The sequence below is a fragment of the Novosphingobium aerophilum genome, assembly GCF_014230305.1.
GTDB classification, from domain to species: Bacteria; Pseudomonadota; Alphaproteobacteria; order Sphingomonadales; family Sphingomonadaceae; genus Novosphingobium; species Novosphingobium aerophilum.
The window spans coordinates 417,480-433,419 of sequence record NZ_JACLAU010000001.1 but is presented as its reverse complement, the minus strand read 5'-3'; the positions used below and the strand labels follow the sequence as shown (position 1 = coordinate 433,419).

The window sequence follows — 15,940 nt, the reverse complement described above, 5'->3', positions numbered from 1 at the left end:
GTTACATGGCGGCGCCGCCGTTCACCCCCAGCACCTGACCGGTGATATAGGCGGCGTCGGCCGAGGCAAAGAAGGCGCAGGCGGCGGCGATGTCGTCCGGATCGCCCAGGCGGGGGATCGGATAAGTCGCGACGATCTGCTCATAGGGCACCGGGAACAGGCCCCCATCGATCGCGCGCCGCGCCATCGGGGTGTCGATGAACCCGGGCGACACGGCATTCACCGTGATCCCCTTCGGACCAAGTTCGATCGCGAGCGAGCGGGTCATGGCGATGATCCCGCCCTTGCTCGCCGTGTACAGCGCCATGTTGGGCGCGCCGATCTGGGCGCCGAATGCCGCCAGGTTGATGACGCGGCCCCAACCGGCCGCCAGCATGTCGGGCAGGGCGCACTGGGTGACGATGTAGGCCCCGCGCAGGTTGACCGCCATCAGCCGGTCCCAGGTCGCATCGTCCAGCGCCTCGATCGCGCAGAAATTCTCCATCGCCGCGTTGTTGATCACGATCGTCACCGCGCCGAGAGCGCTGCGGATCTGGGCGACCGCGGCCTCGATCTGCGCGCGGTCGCCAATATCGGCGCCGACCGCCAGGGCCTGCCCGCCGGTGGAGGTGATCATATCCGCCACGGCCCGCGCTCCGGCCAGATCGATGTCCAGCACGCCGATCGCATGCCCGGCACGCGCCAGGCGCAGGCAGGTCGCCCGCCCCATGCCGGCCGCGCCACCGGTCACGAGTGCCACCCTGGCCTTGTCCATCCTGTTTCCCCGCTCGCTCAAAACATCGTCACCCCGCCCTCGACGCCGATCGTCTGCCCGGTCACGAAGGCCGAGGCATCGCTGGCGAGGAACAGCGCGGTGGGGGCAATGTCGTCGGGCTCGCCAAAGCGGCCCAGTGCGACCTTGGCCAGTTCGAAGTCATGGCTGCCGGTCTCCTCGAGATAGGCCACGGCCTTCGGAGACAAGGCCCGCGGCAGGATCGTGTTGACCCGGATGCCATGGCGGCCCCATTCCCGCGCGGCCGTTCGCGTCAGGGCGCGGATCGCTTCCTTGCTGGCGGCATAGGCGAGAAAGCCCGGCTCGCAGCGCAGGCCGAAATCCGAGCCGAAGTTGATGATCGATCCCCCACCCTGCCTGGACATATGCGGAAAACAGGCCTGCATCAGCTGCAGCGAGCCGAAGAAGCCGGACTGCAGGTCGATCTTGCAGTGCGCCTCCATGCGGGGATCGTCGAGCGGCAAGTGGTCGGTGAAGGTGTGGGCGTTGTTGACCAGCACGTCGACCCGCCCCCAGGTCGCCACGGCGCGGTCGACCGTGGCCGCCGACTGGTCCGGCTGTCCGGCTTCGGCCACCAGAGTGTCGACCTCTCCGCCATCTGCGGCGATGCGCGCGGCCACGCGATCGAGTTTGTCTGGGGTTCGGCCAGTGACCAGCACGCGGGCGCCCGCTCCCGCCAAAGCGACGGCGATCGCCTCGCCGATCCCCTGCCCCGCTCCGGTCACGATGGCCACCTTGTCCTGCAGCACGGCGCGCCCAGCTGACACCGGGTCAACTCCTCTCCGTTTCTTGTTCGTCAACTTGTTAGCAAGGGGTCTTCGGGTGGTCAACTGGTGTGGACTTTACGTTTCTGTGCCAACCATTTAGGCGGGTCGGGCAGGCTGGGCATGGGGACGGCAGCATGGGCAAGGATGATCGCGAGCCGCAGCAACGGCGGATGGGCCCGGAAGGGTCGGACACCTGGCACGCCATGCTCGACAGCGCCGAAGCGATCCTGCGCGAGGATGGCCATGCCGCGCTGACTTCGCGCCATGTCGCCGAGCGAACCGGGGTCAAGCAGCGACTGGTCTATTACTACTTCCGCACGATGGACGATCTGGTCACCAGCCTGTTCCGTCGCATGGCCGAGCGCGAACTGGCGCGGCTCCAGGTGGCGGCGGCCGGGGAAAGGCCGCTGCGCTCGCTCTGGGAAATCCATCTCAAGTCCACCGATAGCCGGCTGATCGTCGAATTCATGGCCCTGGCCAACCGGATCGAAGGCCTCAAGCGCGAGGTTGTGGCGTTCATTGTCGCCTCGCGCGAGATCGAGACCGCCGTGCTGGCCAGGGCGATGGACCGCGCGTCGCAGGTCAGTCGACTGGGACCGGCCGAGCTGTCGTTGACCATCACCAGCCTTGCCCTGCTGTTGTCGCGGGAAAGCCAGCTGGGGGTCGACGCCGGCCATGCCCGGACCATCGCCGTGCTGGAGGCCTTCCTGGAAGAGCTGGAGACCGCTGCCGCGCGCGATCCCGGGCCCTAGCGCCGGCTCGCGACCTGTGCCCGGGGCTGACCCCTGGGGCGCTTACCGCATCGCTTGATCTCCTTGCGCGATCCCGATACGTTAGCGCTAACAAGACGGTGTGTCGGGGGATGGAAATGGCGCAAGACCTGTTGGCATGCCTGCCGTCCGACCAGGCCGGGGGTACCTTCATCGGCCGTGCCCAGGCGCCGGACGGACCCCACGTGATCATGGTTTCCGGCGGTGAGCTGCGCGATATCACCGCAGTGGCCAGCTCGGTTTCGGGGGCGCTGGCCCGTCGCGCTCTGGCTGGCGGAGTGACGCTCGGCCCGGTGAGCGCCGGCCTGCCCGATGACTGGACCCTGCTGTCCCCGATCGATCTGCACTGCGTCAAGGCCTGCGGGGTGACCTTCGCGGACAGCGCGGTTGAGCGCGTGATCGAGGAACGGGCACTGGGCGATGCCGGCAAGGCGGCGGCGCTGCGCACGCAGCTCGAGGCACGGATCGGGGCAGGCATCCGCTCTGTCGCACCCGGCAGCCCCGCCGCCGCTGCGCTCAAGCAGGCGCTCCTCGCCGAAGGTATGTGGTCAGCCTATCTCGAGGTGGCGATCGGCCCCGATGCCGAGGTCTTCTCCAAGGCCCCCGTGCTGTCAACCGTCGGCACCGGCGCCGAGATCGGGGTCCGCTCGGACTCGGGTTGGAACAATCCCGAGCCCGAGATCGTGCTGGTGGTCGATCCGGCCGGCGTGGTGGTGGGCGCCACACTCGGCAACGACGTGAACTTGCGCGATATCGAAGGGCGCTCGGCCCTGCTGCTGTCCAAGGCCAAGGACAACACCGCTTCCTGCGCGATCGGGCCCTTGATCCGGCTGTTCGATGCCGGGTTCGGGATCGACGATGTCCGTTCGGCCGAGGTGGATCTGCTGGTCGAGGGGCTGGACGGCTTCCACATGGAGGGGTCCAGCCAGATGCGGGCAATCAGCCGCGACCCGCTGGAACTGGTCCGCCAGACCTTGAGCGAACACGGCTACCCCGACGGTCTGGTCCTGTTCTGCGGCACCCTGTTTGCCCCCACCCAGGATCGCGATGAGCCCGGCCGCGGCTTTACCCACAAGCGGGGCGATCGCGTGACGATCCGGTCCGCCCGCCTGGGGACCCTGGTCAACACCGTGACGAGCTGTCGCGACGCTCCGCCCTGGTCGATCGGGATTGCCGCCTTCATGCGCAATCTCCATGAGCGCGGACTGGCCGACCGTGTCTGAGCGCGGCACCACCACCATGCTGGTCGCGGAGGACCCGGCCACCGCCCCGCGCTCGTGCCGTCGGCTGGCGATCTACCCCAGCCTCAAGGGCAAGCGGGTGATCGTTACCGGAGGGGCGAGCGGAATCGGCGAGGCGATCGTGACGGCCTTTGCGGATCAGGGCGCGCGGGTGGGTTTTCTCGATGTCCAGGCTGATCCGGCCGCGGCCTTGGTCGAACGGCTCGCCGCCGCCGGCCATGCCCTGACCTTTCGCCAGCAGGACGTCTGCGATACCGCCGGACTGGCGCTGGCGGTGGAGGATCTGGCAGCGACCCTGGGGGGATGCGATGTGCTGGTCAACAACGCGGCCAGCGATGATCGCCACAGCCCGGATCAGGTAACCCCGGCTTACTGGGACGATCGCCTCGCCGTGAACCTCAAGCACCAGTTCTTCGCGGCCCAGGCGGTCTGGCCGGGCATGAAGGCGAACGGCGGCGGCGCGATCATCAACCTCGGGTCGATCTCGTGGCATCTCGGCCTGGGCGACCTGACCCTGTACCAGATCGCCAAGGCCGGGGTCGAAGGACTGACCCGCAGCCTCGCCCGTGAGCTCGGACCCGACAACATCCGGGTCAACACGATCATTCCGGGCAACATCCAGACCGAACGGCAGCGCCGCTGGTACAACCCCGAGGGTGAGGCCGAGATCGTCGCGGCGCAGTGCCTGAAGGGCCGGCTCGAACCCGTGGACGTGGCGGCCATGGTGCTGTTTCTGGCCTCGGACGACGCGCGCTTCTGCACCGGGCACGAATACTGGGTGGATGGAGGCTGGCGATGATCGCCCGCAGCGCGCTGACCGCCACGGCCGAGCGCGTGCTCGCGGCCGGCTGCACCCTGGGCGAAGGACCGGTGTGGGACCAGGCGCGCGCCTGTCTGTGGTTCACCGATATCAAGCAGCACAAGGTCCACCGGTTCGATCCGGCGGGCGGCCAGCACCGCAGCTATGCCTTGCCGGGCCAGGTCGGTTGGGTCGTGCCGCTGGACGACGGCGGCGTGCTGGCCGGCCTGCCGGACGGGCTTCACCGGCTCGACCCCATGACCGGGGTGAGCACGCACCTGCTGGCCGTGCCCGGGGAGCCGGACGGCAACCGCCTCAACGATGCCTGCGTTGACAGCGGCGGCGCGGTCCATTTCGGTTCGATGGACGATGCCGAGACCGGATCGAGCGGGCGCTTCTACCGTGCCCACGGCGGAACGATCGTCCCGGCCGGACCGGCGGGCATCTGCATCACCAACGGACCGGCGGTCTCTCCCGACGGGCGCCGCATCTACTATACCGACACCCTCGCCAGGACCATCGCCGTCGCCGAGCTGGATGCGACCGGTCGACCCGGCCCCGCCCGCCTGTTCGTCGACGTGGCGACGGACTTTCCGGACGCCTATCCCGATGGCCCGGTCTGCGATGCCGCCGGCTGTCTGTGGACCGGCTTGTGGAACGGCTGGGCCGTGGCGCGCTATTCGCCCGAGGGACGCTTGCTCGAGACGGTCGCGCTCCCGGTCGCCAATGTCACCAAGCTCGCCTTCGGCGGACCCGATCTCAGCCGCGCCTACGTCACCACGGCGCGCAAGGGCCTGGATGCCGCGGCCCTTGCGGCCCAGCCCATGGCGGGGGACCTGTTCGCATTTTCCGTCGCCGTGCCCGGCGTCGCGCAACCCGCGGCGCGGTTCGCGGTCTAGCGCCGTCCCCGGGCCGGTCAGTCCAGCACCAGATGGGGGGTGCCGTCGTCCTCCTCCGGACGGTTACGCGCGCCGACCGGAGCGCTGGGGCCGCCGCGCAGCAGCAGGACCAGCGGGATCGCGAAGAGCGACAGGATGAACATCATGTGGAACACGTCGAGGAAGGAGATCATCGCGGCCTGGCGGTTGATGGCCCCGTCGGCCAGACGCAGCAGGCCCTCGCCGGTGTCGCCGTAGCCACCGAGCAGGGTCGGATCGAAGGGCAGGTTGTATGGTGTCACGTGAGCCGCGAGATCGGCATGGCTGATCTGGGCGTTGCGTGAGAGGACCACCGTGGCCAGGGCAATCCCGATCGATCCCCCGGTGCTGCGCGACAGGTTCATCAGCCCGGCCCCGTCGGTGCGGAGCTGGGCCGGCAGTGTCGAGAAGGTCATCACGGTGAGCGGGAGGAAGATCAGGCCCATGGCCACACCCTGGACCATGCCGCTGACGATCACCGGGCCGCTGTCCATGTCGAGCGACCAGCCCGTGGTCAGCCACAGCGAATAGCTCATCAGGATCAGCCCCAGAGTGACCAGCGGGCGGGCGCCGATGCGGTGGACCAGCCGGCCGGCGATGGTCATCGAGAACAGCACGCCGAGCCCGCGCGTGGCCAGCACGAAGCCGGTGGTGAGCACCGGATAGCCGAGCAGGGACTGGAGCATCGACGGAATTAGTGCGAAGCCGGCGAGCTGGACCACGGCGACGGCGAACATGAAGAAGCAGCCGAGCAGCAGGTTGCGGTTGCCCAGCATCGCGGGCGGGTACAGCGGTCGCCGGGCCAGCGCGGTGTGGACGCAGAACATCCAGAACGCGCTCAGGGCGAGCCCGGCCTCGATCCAGCATTCGCCCGAGGCGAACCAGTCGACATGCTCGCCCCGGTCGAGCAGCAATTGCAGCGCGGCCAGCGCCGTGGCGAGCAGGGCCCAGCCGGTCAAGTCGAAGGGGCGGCGCGCGGTCTCGACCCGGGGCATCAGCCACCACAGCCCGGCCAGGCAGGCCAGCCCGACCGGCAGGTTGACCAGGAAGACCCAGCGCCAGTCGAAGTTGTCGGTCAGCCAGCCGCCCAGGACCGGTCCGACGATCGGGCCGACCATCGTGCTGGTGCCATAGAGGCTCATCGCCCTGGGGTGGTCGGAGGGGCGGTTGATGTTGAGCATGATGCTCTGCCCGACCGGCCCGAGCGCGGCCCCGGCGATCCCCTGGATCACCCGGAACACCACCATCTGCTCGATGCTGCCGGCCAGCCCGCACATCACCGAGGCGGCCACGAACAGGCCCACGCTCAGCAGGAACAGCCGGCGCATGCCCAGCCGGTCGGCCAGCCAGCCGCTGACCGGCGTGGCCATGGCCGAGGCGATGATGTAGCTGGTCAGGACCCAGCTGATGCTGTCGGGCGTGGCGCCGAGCGATGCCTGCATGTGCGGCAGCGCGACGTTGGCGATGGTCGAATCGAGCACCTGCATGACCACCCCGGCCATGACCGCGGCGCTCAGCACGGTCTTGTGGCGCACCTCGACCAGCGCACGGTCGGCGCCCCCGCGCATCGGCTTAGCGCCGATGGCCGAGGTTGACGCTGACCTCGGCGCTGAGGCCGGCGAGCAGATTGCGCGGCGGCGGCTGGTCAAGCACGATCCGCACCGGGATGCGCTGCGTGACCTTGACCCAGTTGCCCGTGGCATTCTGCGCCGGAAGCACCGAGAAGACCGAGCCGGTGCCAACCCCGATGCTCTGCACGTGGCCCTTCAGCGCCATGTGTGAAAAGGCATCGAAGCGCACCGTGGCGGGCTGTCCCGGTTGCAGCCGCTCCAGCTGGTTTTCCTTGAAGTTGGCCTCGACCCAGCTGCGGTCGCCGGACACGATGCTGAGCGCGGGCAAGGCGGAGACCATCATCTGGCCCACCTGCAGCCGCGCGGCCTGGCTGACCCGCCCTCCGACGGGCGCACGCACCACTGTCCGGGCCAGATCCAGCGCGGCCTTGTCCCGTTCGGCCGTGGCAAGCGCGATCTGGGGGTTCTGGCCGGGCAGCTGGCTGCCGTTGGCGAGCGCGGCACGGGCCTTCTCGGACTGGACTTCGGCCGTGCGGGCATGCCAGCGGGCATTGGCCAGCGCCGTCTCGGCGGCCTGGAGCCGGGCCTTGGTGGTGAAGCCATGCGCGGCCAGCTCCTGCTGACGCGACAGTTCGGCCTCGGCCAGCCGGACATCGGCCTGGCTGCCGTCGATGTTGACCCCGCTGGTCTGCAGATCGGTGCGCAGCTGGCTCACCCGCACCTGCGCGGCGGCGAGCGCAGCATCGGCCTTGGCCAGGGCAATGCGATAGGGCTCGGGATTGATCCGAAAGAGCACCTGCCCCGGCTGAACCAGCTGGTTCTCGTGGACCTCCACGCTGGTGATCAGTCCGCCCACCTCGGCGCTGACCGAGACCACGTCCTGCTTCACATAGGCGTTGTCGGTCGAGATCGTGTCCGCTCCGGCGAACCACAACGCCAGCCCGCCGATCAGCACGACCAGCGGCAGCCCGAGGAACAGGGCCAGGCGCAGGATGCGGCGCGAACGCCGACCGTCAGGCGCAGCGATGTGCTGCAACTGGTCGAGCATCTTCAACGGGGGATCGGCTTCAGCCATGGACCATCTCCGCCGGGGCGAACAGCATGTCGTCAAGCAGGTTGGTGCGGACCACCCGGATCAGGTCGGACAGGGCCTGATGATCGGCCGGGTCCATGCCGCGGGTCATGCGGGCCACCAGTTGCTCGCCCGGCTCGACAAGCTGGGCCAGCAATTGCTCGGCGTGAGGCGCGGCGAAGAGCCTGCGGCTGCGCCGGTCCTGGGGATCGCTGCGCCGTTCGATCAGGCCATGCTGCTGCATCCGGTCGATCATCCGGCAGACCGTGATCGGTTCGACCTCGAGTCGCTCGGCGAGCTGGCCCTGGTTCAGGCCCGGTTCGCGGACCACGGCGCCCAGCACGCGCCACTGCGCGCCGGTCAATCCGCCGGGTCGCTCGGCATCGAACCGCTTGCGGATCAGCCGGGCGATGTCGGCAAAGGCGAAGGCGAGGTTGTCCATACCCCGCCTAATACTAATCTATATTATTATATGCAAGCCTCTATTGAGCCGGATGGCAATCTGCCCGATCGCGGAGCATGGCCCTAAGCCGCGATCATCCCGGCCAGGCGCCCGCGGATGATCGTTTCGGCCTCGGCGACGATCCGGCTGACCAGCTCTTGGCAGGTCGGGATGTCGTGGATCAGACCCTGGACCATGCCCGCCCAGAAGATTCCTTCGCCCAGGTCGCCGGTTTCCAGCATCCGCCGCCCAGCGGCGCCCGAGACCAGGTCCTTCACATCGTCGAAGGTGGCGCCGGGCTGGTCGAGCCGACGGGCCACCTCTTCCGACACGGCGCTCCGCCCGACCCGCGCGGTGTTGTGGAGCTTGCGGAAGATCAGCACGCTGCCCCGTTCGTCGTTGTCGAGATAGGCCTGCTTGATGTTGGGATGGATCGGCGCCTCGCGGGTGGCGCAGAACCGGGTCCCCATGTTGATCCCCTCGGCCCCCAGCGCGAGCGCGGCGGCCAGCCCGCGGCCATCGCCGAAACCGCCGCTGGCGAGGAGCGGAATCCGCACCTTGTCGGCCGCGGCGGGAATCAGGATCAGCCCGGGGATGTCATCCTCGCCCGGATGCCCGGCGCATTCGAAGCCGTCGATCGAGATGATGTCGCAGCCGGCCTTCTCGGCGGACAGGGCATGGCGCACCGCGGTGCACTTGTGGAGGATCGTCACCCCATGCGGCTTGAGCATGGCCCAGATCTCGCGCACCGCCGCGGTGCCGGCGGTCTCGACGATCTTGACCCCGCCGTCGATGATCGCCTGGGCATAGCCGAGGTAATCCGGCGGGTTGATCGTCGGGAACACGGTCATGTTCACGCCGAAGGGCCGGTCGGTCATGCTGCGGCAGCGCTCGATCTCGGCGCGCAGCGCCGCCGGACTCGGCTGGGTCAGCGCCGTCAGGATGCCCAGACCGCCCGCGTTGGACACGGCGCTGGCCAGGTCCGCGGTGCCAACCCCCTGCATGCCGCCCTGGACGATCGGATGGGCGATCCCGAGCATCTCGGTGATTCTGGTCTTCAGTGCCATCTGTCCCTGCTCCCGCTTCCCCGACCTGCGGGTCCCTGCCGACAACCCAGCCCGTCCGGGCCGGTGATCAACCCATCGTCGGGATCACGAAGGCGTTCGATCCGTCCGCCCCGCCATCCGGCCAGCGCGCCGTGACCTTCTTGGCCCGGGTCCAGAACCGGATTCCCTCGGTGCCGTACTGGTCGGTGTCGCCGAAGCCCGAACGCTTCCAGCCCCCGAACGAGTGATAGGCCACCGGCACCGGGATCGGCACGTTGATCCCGACCATCCCGACATGGACCCGCGCGGCGAATTCGCGCGCGGCGTGGCCGTTGCGGGTGAAGATCGCGACGCCGTTGCCATACTGGTGCTGGCTGGGCAGCGCGAGTGCCTCTTCGAAGTTCTGCGCGCGGACGATCTGCAGCACCGGGCCGAAGATCTCGTTGTGGTAGCTCTGCATCGTCGGGGTGACCCGGTCGAGCAGCGTCGGCCCCAGGAAATAGCCGTTCTCGTGCCCCTGCAGGGTGAAGCCGCGCCCGTCGATCACCAGTTCGGAGCCCTCGTCGACGGCGGTCTGGATCCACCGTTCGATCGCCGCCTTGTGCTGGGCGGTGACGACCGGGCCGTACTGCGCCTCGGGATCGGTCGAGATCCCGACCTTCAGGGCATGGATCGCCGGGATCAGCTTGGCCCGCAGCCGCTCGGCCGTGTCCTCGCCCACCGGGACCACCACCGGCAGCGCCATGCAGCGTTCGCCCGCCGAACCGAAGGCGGCGCCGCACAGATCGTTCACCACCTGGTCCAGATCGGCGTCAGGCATGACAATGCCATGGTTCTTGGCGCCGCCCATGGCCTGGACGCGCTTCCCGGCCGCCGCCCCGCGCTGGTAGACATAGTTCGCGATGTCGGACGATCCGACGAAGCTGATCGCGCCGATCGCCGGGTGATCGAGGATCGCGTCGACCATCTCCTTGTCGCCGTGGACGACCTGGAACACGCCTTCGGGCAGGCCGGCCTCGAGCCACAGTTCGGCGATGCGGTTGGGCACCGAGGGGTCGCGCTCGCTGGGCTTGAGGATGAAGGCATTGCCCACGGCAAGGGCCACCGCGCCCATCCACAGCGGGATCATCGCCGGGAAGTTGAACGGGGTGATCCCGGCCCCGATGCCGATCGGCTGGCGCATCGAATAGACGTCGATTCCCGGGCCTGCGCCCTGGGTGTATTCGCCCTTCTGCAGGTGCGGCACGCCGCAGACGAATTCGACCACTTCCAGCCCGCGCTGGATGTCCCCCTTCGAATCGGCGATGACCTTGCCGTGCTCGGCCGAGAGCATCCGCGCCAGTTCGTCCATGTTCGCCTCGATCAGGCGCTTGAATTCGAACATCACGCGGGCGCGGCGCTGCGGGTTGGTCGCCGCCCAGGCCGGCTGCGCCGCCTGGGCGGCGGCCACCGCGCGCTCCAGGGCCTCGGGCCCGCCCAGCACCACTTCGGCCTGCTGGCCGCCACTGTTGGGGTCCATCACCGCCGCGCGACGGCCACTCGGCAGACCGGCGGTGCCGCCGGCGATGAAGTGATCGACGAAACGCATCAGAGGGCTCCTCGCAAGGGTTTTGCCGTGCCCTGCACCGCCGTACCGCACGGGGCAAGCAAGCGCCCGGCCGCGCGGGCCGATCGCGTCAAAAGAACGCTCGGGCGATCCCAACCGCGCTCAATCACGGTCCCGGTCGAACACGATCCGCCCGTCGATCAGCGTCAGCCGCACCAGCCCGGCGTCCAGGCTGGTGCGGGCCTCGCGCCAGGGCCGGTCGAGCAGGCACAGGTCGCCCGGTTCGCCCGGGGCCACCCGGCGCGTGCGGCGCAGGTCGAGCGGATCGGCCAGGTAGAGCGCCAGCGCGGCCTCCGGGCTGAGCGCCTCGGCCGGGCCGAACGGCGCGCCCGAGGCTGTCCGCCGCTCGACCGCGGCGCGCATCGCCTCCCAGGGATCGAGCGGGCCATAGGGGGCATCGCTGCCCCCGGCGAGCACCAGCCCCGCCTGCTGCAGTCCGGCCAGCCGGTAGAGCCAGGGCCATTCTTCCGCCGGAATGTCGGCCAGATACCGGTCGCCCCGCGCCGTGACGAAAGCCGGCTGGACCACCACCGGCACCGCCAGCCCGGCCAGGGCATCGCGCAGCCCGTCCGAAACGACCGAGCCATGTTCGATCCGGTCCCCCGGAACCGGCCCCAGTTCCGCCAGCAGGCCGATGGCAAAGGCCAGTTCGGCCTCGGTCACGCAATGGATCGCCGTGCCGCGATCCTGCTGCCGCGCCGCGCCCATCCGGGCCAGGGTCTCACTCCAGTCGGGCAGGTGCGCCTCGTGCAGATGCAGCTTGAACGCGCCGCGCGCCAGCGCGTGCTGCGGGGTCATCCCGGCCAGTTCGAGCGAGCCCGCCAGCACGATCTTCTGCCGCAGCGCCCCGCTGTCCTTTTGCGCGCGGAAATGCCGCGCTTCGGCCAGGCCGTTCGCCACCGACATGTCGGTGAGGGCGGTCACCCCCCAGCGGGCCAGGGTGGCGCTGGTCTCGGTGAAGTCCGGCATGGTCCCGACGAGAGCCCGGCGCAACCAGGCATCGGCATCGAACAGGCGTCCGGTCCAGACCCCGCCGCTGTGCTCGAGCCCGTCCGGCAGGGGCTCGCCGCAGGACAGCAAGCGATCGAGCCCGGCCGAGTTGAAGAACCACATGCGCCCGGACCGGTGCTGGATGCGCAGGGGCCGGTCGGCCACGATCTCGTCCAGCATGGTGCAGGTCGGCAGTCCGGCGACGCTCTCGTGATAGCCGATGCCGCGAATCCACCCGCTGCCGGGGGCTGCGGCGAGGGCCCGCGCCAGCGCCTCGGGCCCATCGACCTCGGGCGGCCCGCAGGGGACCGATTGCCGGCCGACCGTGGTTGCCGCCAGATGCAGGTGATGATCGGCCAGACCCGGCAGCAGCCGCCCCCCTGCCGCCGCGATCTCGACCGCGTCGGCCACCGCGAGCGCGGGGCCGATGGCGCGGATCACGCCCTGCTCCACCAGCACGTCCTGTACGCTGCCGTCGGCCAGCTCGGCCCGGCGGATGACCAGGCGGGACGGTGCGGATGGGGCGGTGTCGGCAGTCACGGGGCCCGGCCTGGTGGGAACGATGGGGGCGAGCTTAGGGGAGGTCGACCGCCACTTCCACCATCCCGTCGGTGATGCGGACCGGGTAGGTCCGCAGGGCGACCGTGGCGGGCGGGCCCCAGGGCTCCCCGGTGGCCAGGTCGAAGCGCGCGCCATGCGCCGGGCAGGCGATCCAGCCGTTGCGAATGCGCCCGCAGTCCAGCGGCTGCTCGGCATGGGTGCACAGGTTCTCGATCGCGAAGCAGTCGTCCCCGCTGCGGCACAGCAGGACCGCGATGCCCGCCACGGTCACCACGCGCGCGGCATTGTCCTCCAGCGCCGCGAAGGGTGCCACCGGCACGAAGTCGGCCATCAGCCGGCCGCTGGGGTCAAGGCCAGAACGCTGCCCTCGGCGTCGCCGCCGACCAGCAGGGTGCCGTCGGGATGGCAGGCGATGTCGGCGAAGTTCATCATCGGCCCGGCCATGTCGCCGATCGGACCGAGGAAGCGCGGCACCACGCCCGGCGGGGCACCGACCGGCAGGCCGCTGGCGATTTCGCTGACCGTCCCCCTGGCCGGATCGATCGCGAGGACCCGTTTGCCCAGGGTATCGACCACCCAGACCTGGCCCTGGCGCAGGCACAGGCCTTCCGGCTGGCCCAGCCCTTCCGCCACGGTTTCGACCCGCCCGGTGGCGTCGATCCGGACCACCCGCCCGGCCCCGGCCTCGGCCACCAGCACCTCGCTGCCGGCGATGGCCAGGCCCATCGGCCGGCCAAGCCCCTTGGCCAGGCAGCGCGCCTCGCCCGCTTCGAGCAGATGGACCCGCCCTGCGCCATATTCGGCGAAGGCGATGGCCCCGGAATCGCTCCGGGCTATGCCGATGAGCTGATCGTAGCCACTGGCCAGGATCTCGCTCTCGGCCGCCGCCGGGCGATAGCGCGCCACCGCGCCCAGCCCGGTGGTGACCAGCCAGTCGCCCGCGGCCTGATCGGCGGCCACGCCGCGCAGATAGCCGGGTGAGCCCGGCCAGAAGGCCATGCCGATCAGTTGCAGCGCGTCCGGGCCATGGGCCTCGCGGTTCAGCCCATAACCGAATACGCCATCGCAGACGAACACCGCGCCATTCCCGTCGGCCGCCAGCCCGAGCGGCCATTGCAGCCCGCGATCGACCAGCGGCCTGACCTTGCCCGGCTCGAGGATCTCGGTGACCGAACCGTTGATGCTCGAGACGAACAGGCGGTCACCGACGAAGGTCACGTTGTCGAGCCCGGGCCCCAGCGATGCCAGCACTTCGCGCGTGCCGGTCTGCGGATCGATGCGCAGCACTTCGCCGCTGGCAACCTGGGTCGAGACGATGCGGCCCTGACGGTCGAACTTGACGCTGTCGGGCACGCCCAGTCCTCCGGCGACCACCTCATGGGCGCCCGTGGCCAGATCGACCCGCCAGATCTCGTTGGCGCCCATCACCGGGACATAGAGCTTGCCGTCGGGGCCGACCTGGAAGGCATTGGCCATCGGCACGCCGTCCAGGATCACCCGCGGCTCACCCCCGCCGGCCGGATCGAGCTCGAGCAGGCGCGCGCCGATGCGGCATTCCCCGGCGAACAGGCGGCCCTGGTGCCAGGTGATCGGATTGGCCACCGGAATATCATCGCGCAGGACGCGCACCGTCCCGTCGGGCGAACGCATCGCGACCCGGCCCAGGGTGATTTCGGTGAGATAGAGGTTGCCACGATCGTCGAAGACCAGATCGTCAGGGGCGACGATGTCGCCGCCCATCGGGCTGATCACCTCGATCGCGCCGGTGTCGGGATTGATCGCGCTGACCTGGCTGGCCGGGACCTGGGCCACCCAGATGCGGCCGTCCGGCCCGGTGGTGATCCCGTTGGCGCCGTGGAGGCGGCTCGGCGGGGACAGCCGGGTCAGCGTCCAGCCTTCGGCGGTGACGGTCGCGGCGGGGGCAGCGTAGCGGCTCGGCAGCATGACCTTTCCTCCTCAGCCGATGATCGACTTGACCTCGAGGTATTCGTGGAAGCCGTGCTCGCCCCACTCGCGCCCGTTGCCCGACCGCTTGTACCCGCCGAACGGGGCATGGAAATCGAACCCGCCGTTCACCCAGATTGCCCCGGTGCGCATGCGCCGGGCCAGGGCTATGGCCGCCTCGCGGTCACGCCCGCTGACATAGCCGCCCAGGCCGAACGGGCTGTCGTTGGCGATCTCCACCGCGTGGTCGGTGTCGTCATAGCCGATGATCACCAGCACCGGCCCGAAGATCTCCTCGCGCGCGATGACCATGTCGTTGCTGGCCTTGAACACGGTGGGCTTGCAGTAGAACCCCTTGTCGAGCCCTTCGGGCCGGCCCGGTCCGCCGGCGATCAGCTCGGCACCTTCCTCGATCCCCTTGCGGATATAGTCCTGGACCACGTTCCACTGGCCCTTCGAGACCACCGGCCCCATGCCGACCTCGCCCAGCGGATCGCCCACCGCGACGCCGTTGGCGGCATCGCGCGCGGCGGCCAGGGCCTCGGCCATGCGGGCCTGGGGCACCAGCAGGCGCGACCCGGCCGAGCAGGTCTGCCCGGCATTGACCATCATCCCGCCCGTGGCCGCAGCCACGTTGGCGGCCAGGTCCTCGTCGTCGAGCACGATCCAGGCGCTCTTGCCGCCCAGCTCCAGCCCGACCCGCTTGACCGTATCGGCCGCGTCCTTGCTGATCTGGACGCCGACCGGCTCGGACCCGGTGAAGCTGATCATGTCCACGTCGGGATGGCGCGACAGGGCCGCGCCGATCACGCTGCCCTGGCCCTGGACCATGTTGAAGACCCCCGCCGGAACCCCCGCCTCGTGGAGGATCTCCGCCAGGATCTGCGCGGAATAGGGCGCCAGTTGCGGCGGCTTGAGCACGCTGGTGCAGCCGGTGGCCAGCGCCGGGAACACCTTCACCGTGACCTGGTTGAGCGGCCAGTTCCACGGGGTGATCAGGCCGCAGACCCCGATCGGTTCGCGCCGCAGCAGGGTCGGACCGCGCTGCTCCTCGAAGCGGAAGGATTCCAGCACCTCGATCGCGGTCTGCAGGTGCCCGGCGCCGAGCCCGACATGGAAGCCGGTGCCCAGCGCGATCGGCGCGCCCATCTCCTCGGTCACGGCCTCGCCCAGCTCCTGCATCCGCCGGGTATAGACCCCCTGGATCGTGCGCAGCAGGTCAAGCCGTTCGGCCACGGTCGAGACCGACCAGCCGGCGAAGGCCCGGCGCGCGGCTGCCACGGCCAGATCGACATCCGCAGGCGAGCCCAGCGCGATCGTTCCGGAGACCGCCTCGGTCGCCGGGTTGATCACCTCGGCGGTCTGCGGTGTGACCGGATCGACCCATGCCCCGTCGATGTAGAACTGGGTGTAGTGGCGCATGGTGCTCTCCCGTGGTCTTG

15 protein-coding genes are annotated in these 15,940 nt (G+C 69.7%); 4 read left to right on the top strand and 11 right to left on the bottom strand.

Features of this window, described 5'->3' with window-relative positions; genetic code table 11:
• Position 1: 1 nt before the first annotated feature.
• The gene (locus H7F49_RS01945) at positions 2-754 is read right to left on the bottom strand and encodes an SDR family NAD(P)-dependent oxidoreductase (RefSeq protein ID WP_185681857.1); all 753 of its coding nucleotides are present in this window, start codon (positions 752-754) and stop codon (positions 2-4) included.
• 17 nt (positions 755-771) lie between these two features.
• Positions 772-1,539: an SDR family NAD(P)-dependent oxidoreductase gene (locus tag H7F49_RS01940; protein ID WP_185681856.1), complete on the bottom strand. Its 768-nt coding sequence runs from the start codon at positions 1,537-1,539 to the stop codon at positions 772-774.
• 134 nt (positions 1,540-1,673) lie between these two features.
• Between H7F49_RS01940 and H7F49_RS01935 the strand changes: the two genes are divergently transcribed.
• The 4 genes from H7F49_RS01935 (at position 1,674) to H7F49_RS01920 (ending at position 5,248) form a co-directional block, all read left to right on the top strand.
• Positions 1,674-2,291, top strand: a complete 618-nt coding sequence (locus H7F49_RS01935; RefSeq protein ID WP_235981524.1) for a TetR/AcrR family transcriptional regulator — start codon at positions 1,674-1,676, stop codon at positions 2,289-2,291.
• A gap of 116 nt (positions 2,292-2,407) precedes the next feature.
• Positions 2,408-3,532, top strand: a complete 1,125-nt coding sequence (locus H7F49_RS01930; protein ID WP_407940281.1) for a fumarylacetoacetate hydrolase family protein — start codon at positions 2,408-2,410, stop codon at positions 3,530-3,532.
• Positions 3,533-3,548: 16 nt separating this feature from the next.
• Positions 3,549-4,349 (top strand): SDR family NAD(P)-dependent oxidoreductase, encoded by an 801-nt coding sequence (locus H7F49_RS01925; protein WP_185681936.1) that lies wholly within the window; start codon positions 3,549-3,551, stop codon positions 4,347-4,349.
• On the top strand, positions 4,346-5,248 hold the full coding sequence (locus H7F49_RS01920) for an SMP-30/gluconolactonase/LRE family protein (RefSeq protein ID WP_185681854.1): 903 nt from the start codon (positions 4,346-4,348) through the stop codon (positions 5,246-5,248). The genes H7F49_RS01925 and H7F49_RS01920 overlap by 4 nt, the downstream gene beginning before the upstream one ends.
• Before the next feature lie 17 nt (positions 5,249-5,265).
• Here H7F49_RS01920 and H7F49_RS01915 read toward each other — a convergent pair whose 3' ends face one another.
• The 9 genes from H7F49_RS01915 to H7F49_RS01875 form a co-directional block, all read right to left on the bottom strand.
• A complete protein-coding gene (locus tag H7F49_RS01915) occupies positions 5,266-6,834 on the bottom strand; it encodes a DHA2 family efflux MFS transporter permease subunit (protein WP_185681853.1) in 1,569 nt (522 codons plus the stop codon).
• Between the two features lie 4 nt (positions 6,835-6,838).
• Positions 6,839-7,912 (bottom strand): HlyD family secretion protein, encoded by a 1,074-nt coding sequence (locus tag H7F49_RS01910; protein ID WP_185681852.1) that lies wholly within the window; start codon positions 7,910-7,912, stop codon positions 6,839-6,841.
• Positions 7,905-8,351 carry a MarR family winged helix-turn-helix transcriptional regulator gene (locus tag H7F49_RS01905; protein ID WP_185681851.1) on the bottom strand — a complete coding sequence of 149 codons (447 nt, stop codon included), beginning with the start codon at positions 8,349-8,351 and terminating at the stop codon, positions 7,905-7,907. Before H7F49_RS01905 ends, H7F49_RS01910 begins: the two co-directional genes overlap by 8 nt.
• 83 nt (positions 8,352-8,434) lie before the next feature.
• A complete protein-coding gene (locus H7F49_RS01900) occupies positions 8,435-9,418 on the bottom strand; it encodes an NAD(P)H-dependent flavin oxidoreductase (protein ID WP_185681850.1) in 984 nt (327 codons plus the stop codon).
• A 67-nt stretch (positions 9,419-9,485) separates the two neighbouring features.
• Positions 9,486-10,985, bottom strand: coding sequence for a CoA-acylating methylmalonate-semialdehyde dehydrogenase (locus H7F49_RS01895; protein WP_185681849.1), 1,500 nt, complete (start codon positions 10,983-10,985; stop codon positions 9,486-9,488).
• 120 nt (positions 10,986-11,105) lie between these two features.
• Positions 11,106-12,533: an amidohydrolase family protein gene (locus tag H7F49_RS01890; RefSeq protein ID WP_328806447.1), complete on the bottom strand. Its 1,428-nt coding sequence runs from the start codon at positions 12,531-12,533 to the stop codon at positions 11,106-11,108.
• Between the two features lie 34 nt (positions 12,534-12,567).
• The gene (locus tag H7F49_RS01885) at positions 12,568-12,885 is read right to left on the bottom strand and encodes a Rieske (2Fe-2S) protein (protein ID WP_185681848.1); all 318 of its coding nucleotides are present in this window, start codon (positions 12,883-12,885) and stop codon (positions 12,568-12,570) included.
• A complete protein-coding gene (locus tag H7F49_RS01880) occupies positions 12,885-14,498 on the bottom strand; it encodes an SMP-30/gluconolactonase/LRE family protein (RefSeq protein WP_185681847.1) in 1,614 nt (537 codons plus the stop codon). The genes H7F49_RS01885 and H7F49_RS01880 overlap by 1 nt, the downstream gene beginning before the upstream one ends.
• A 12-nt stretch (positions 14,499-14,510) precedes the next feature.
• Positions 14,511-15,920 (bottom strand): aldehyde dehydrogenase family protein, encoded by a 1,410-nt coding sequence (locus tag H7F49_RS01875; RefSeq protein WP_185681846.1) that lies wholly within the window; start codon positions 15,918-15,920, stop codon positions 14,511-14,513.
• Positions 15,921-15,940: the final 20 nt, after the last annotated feature.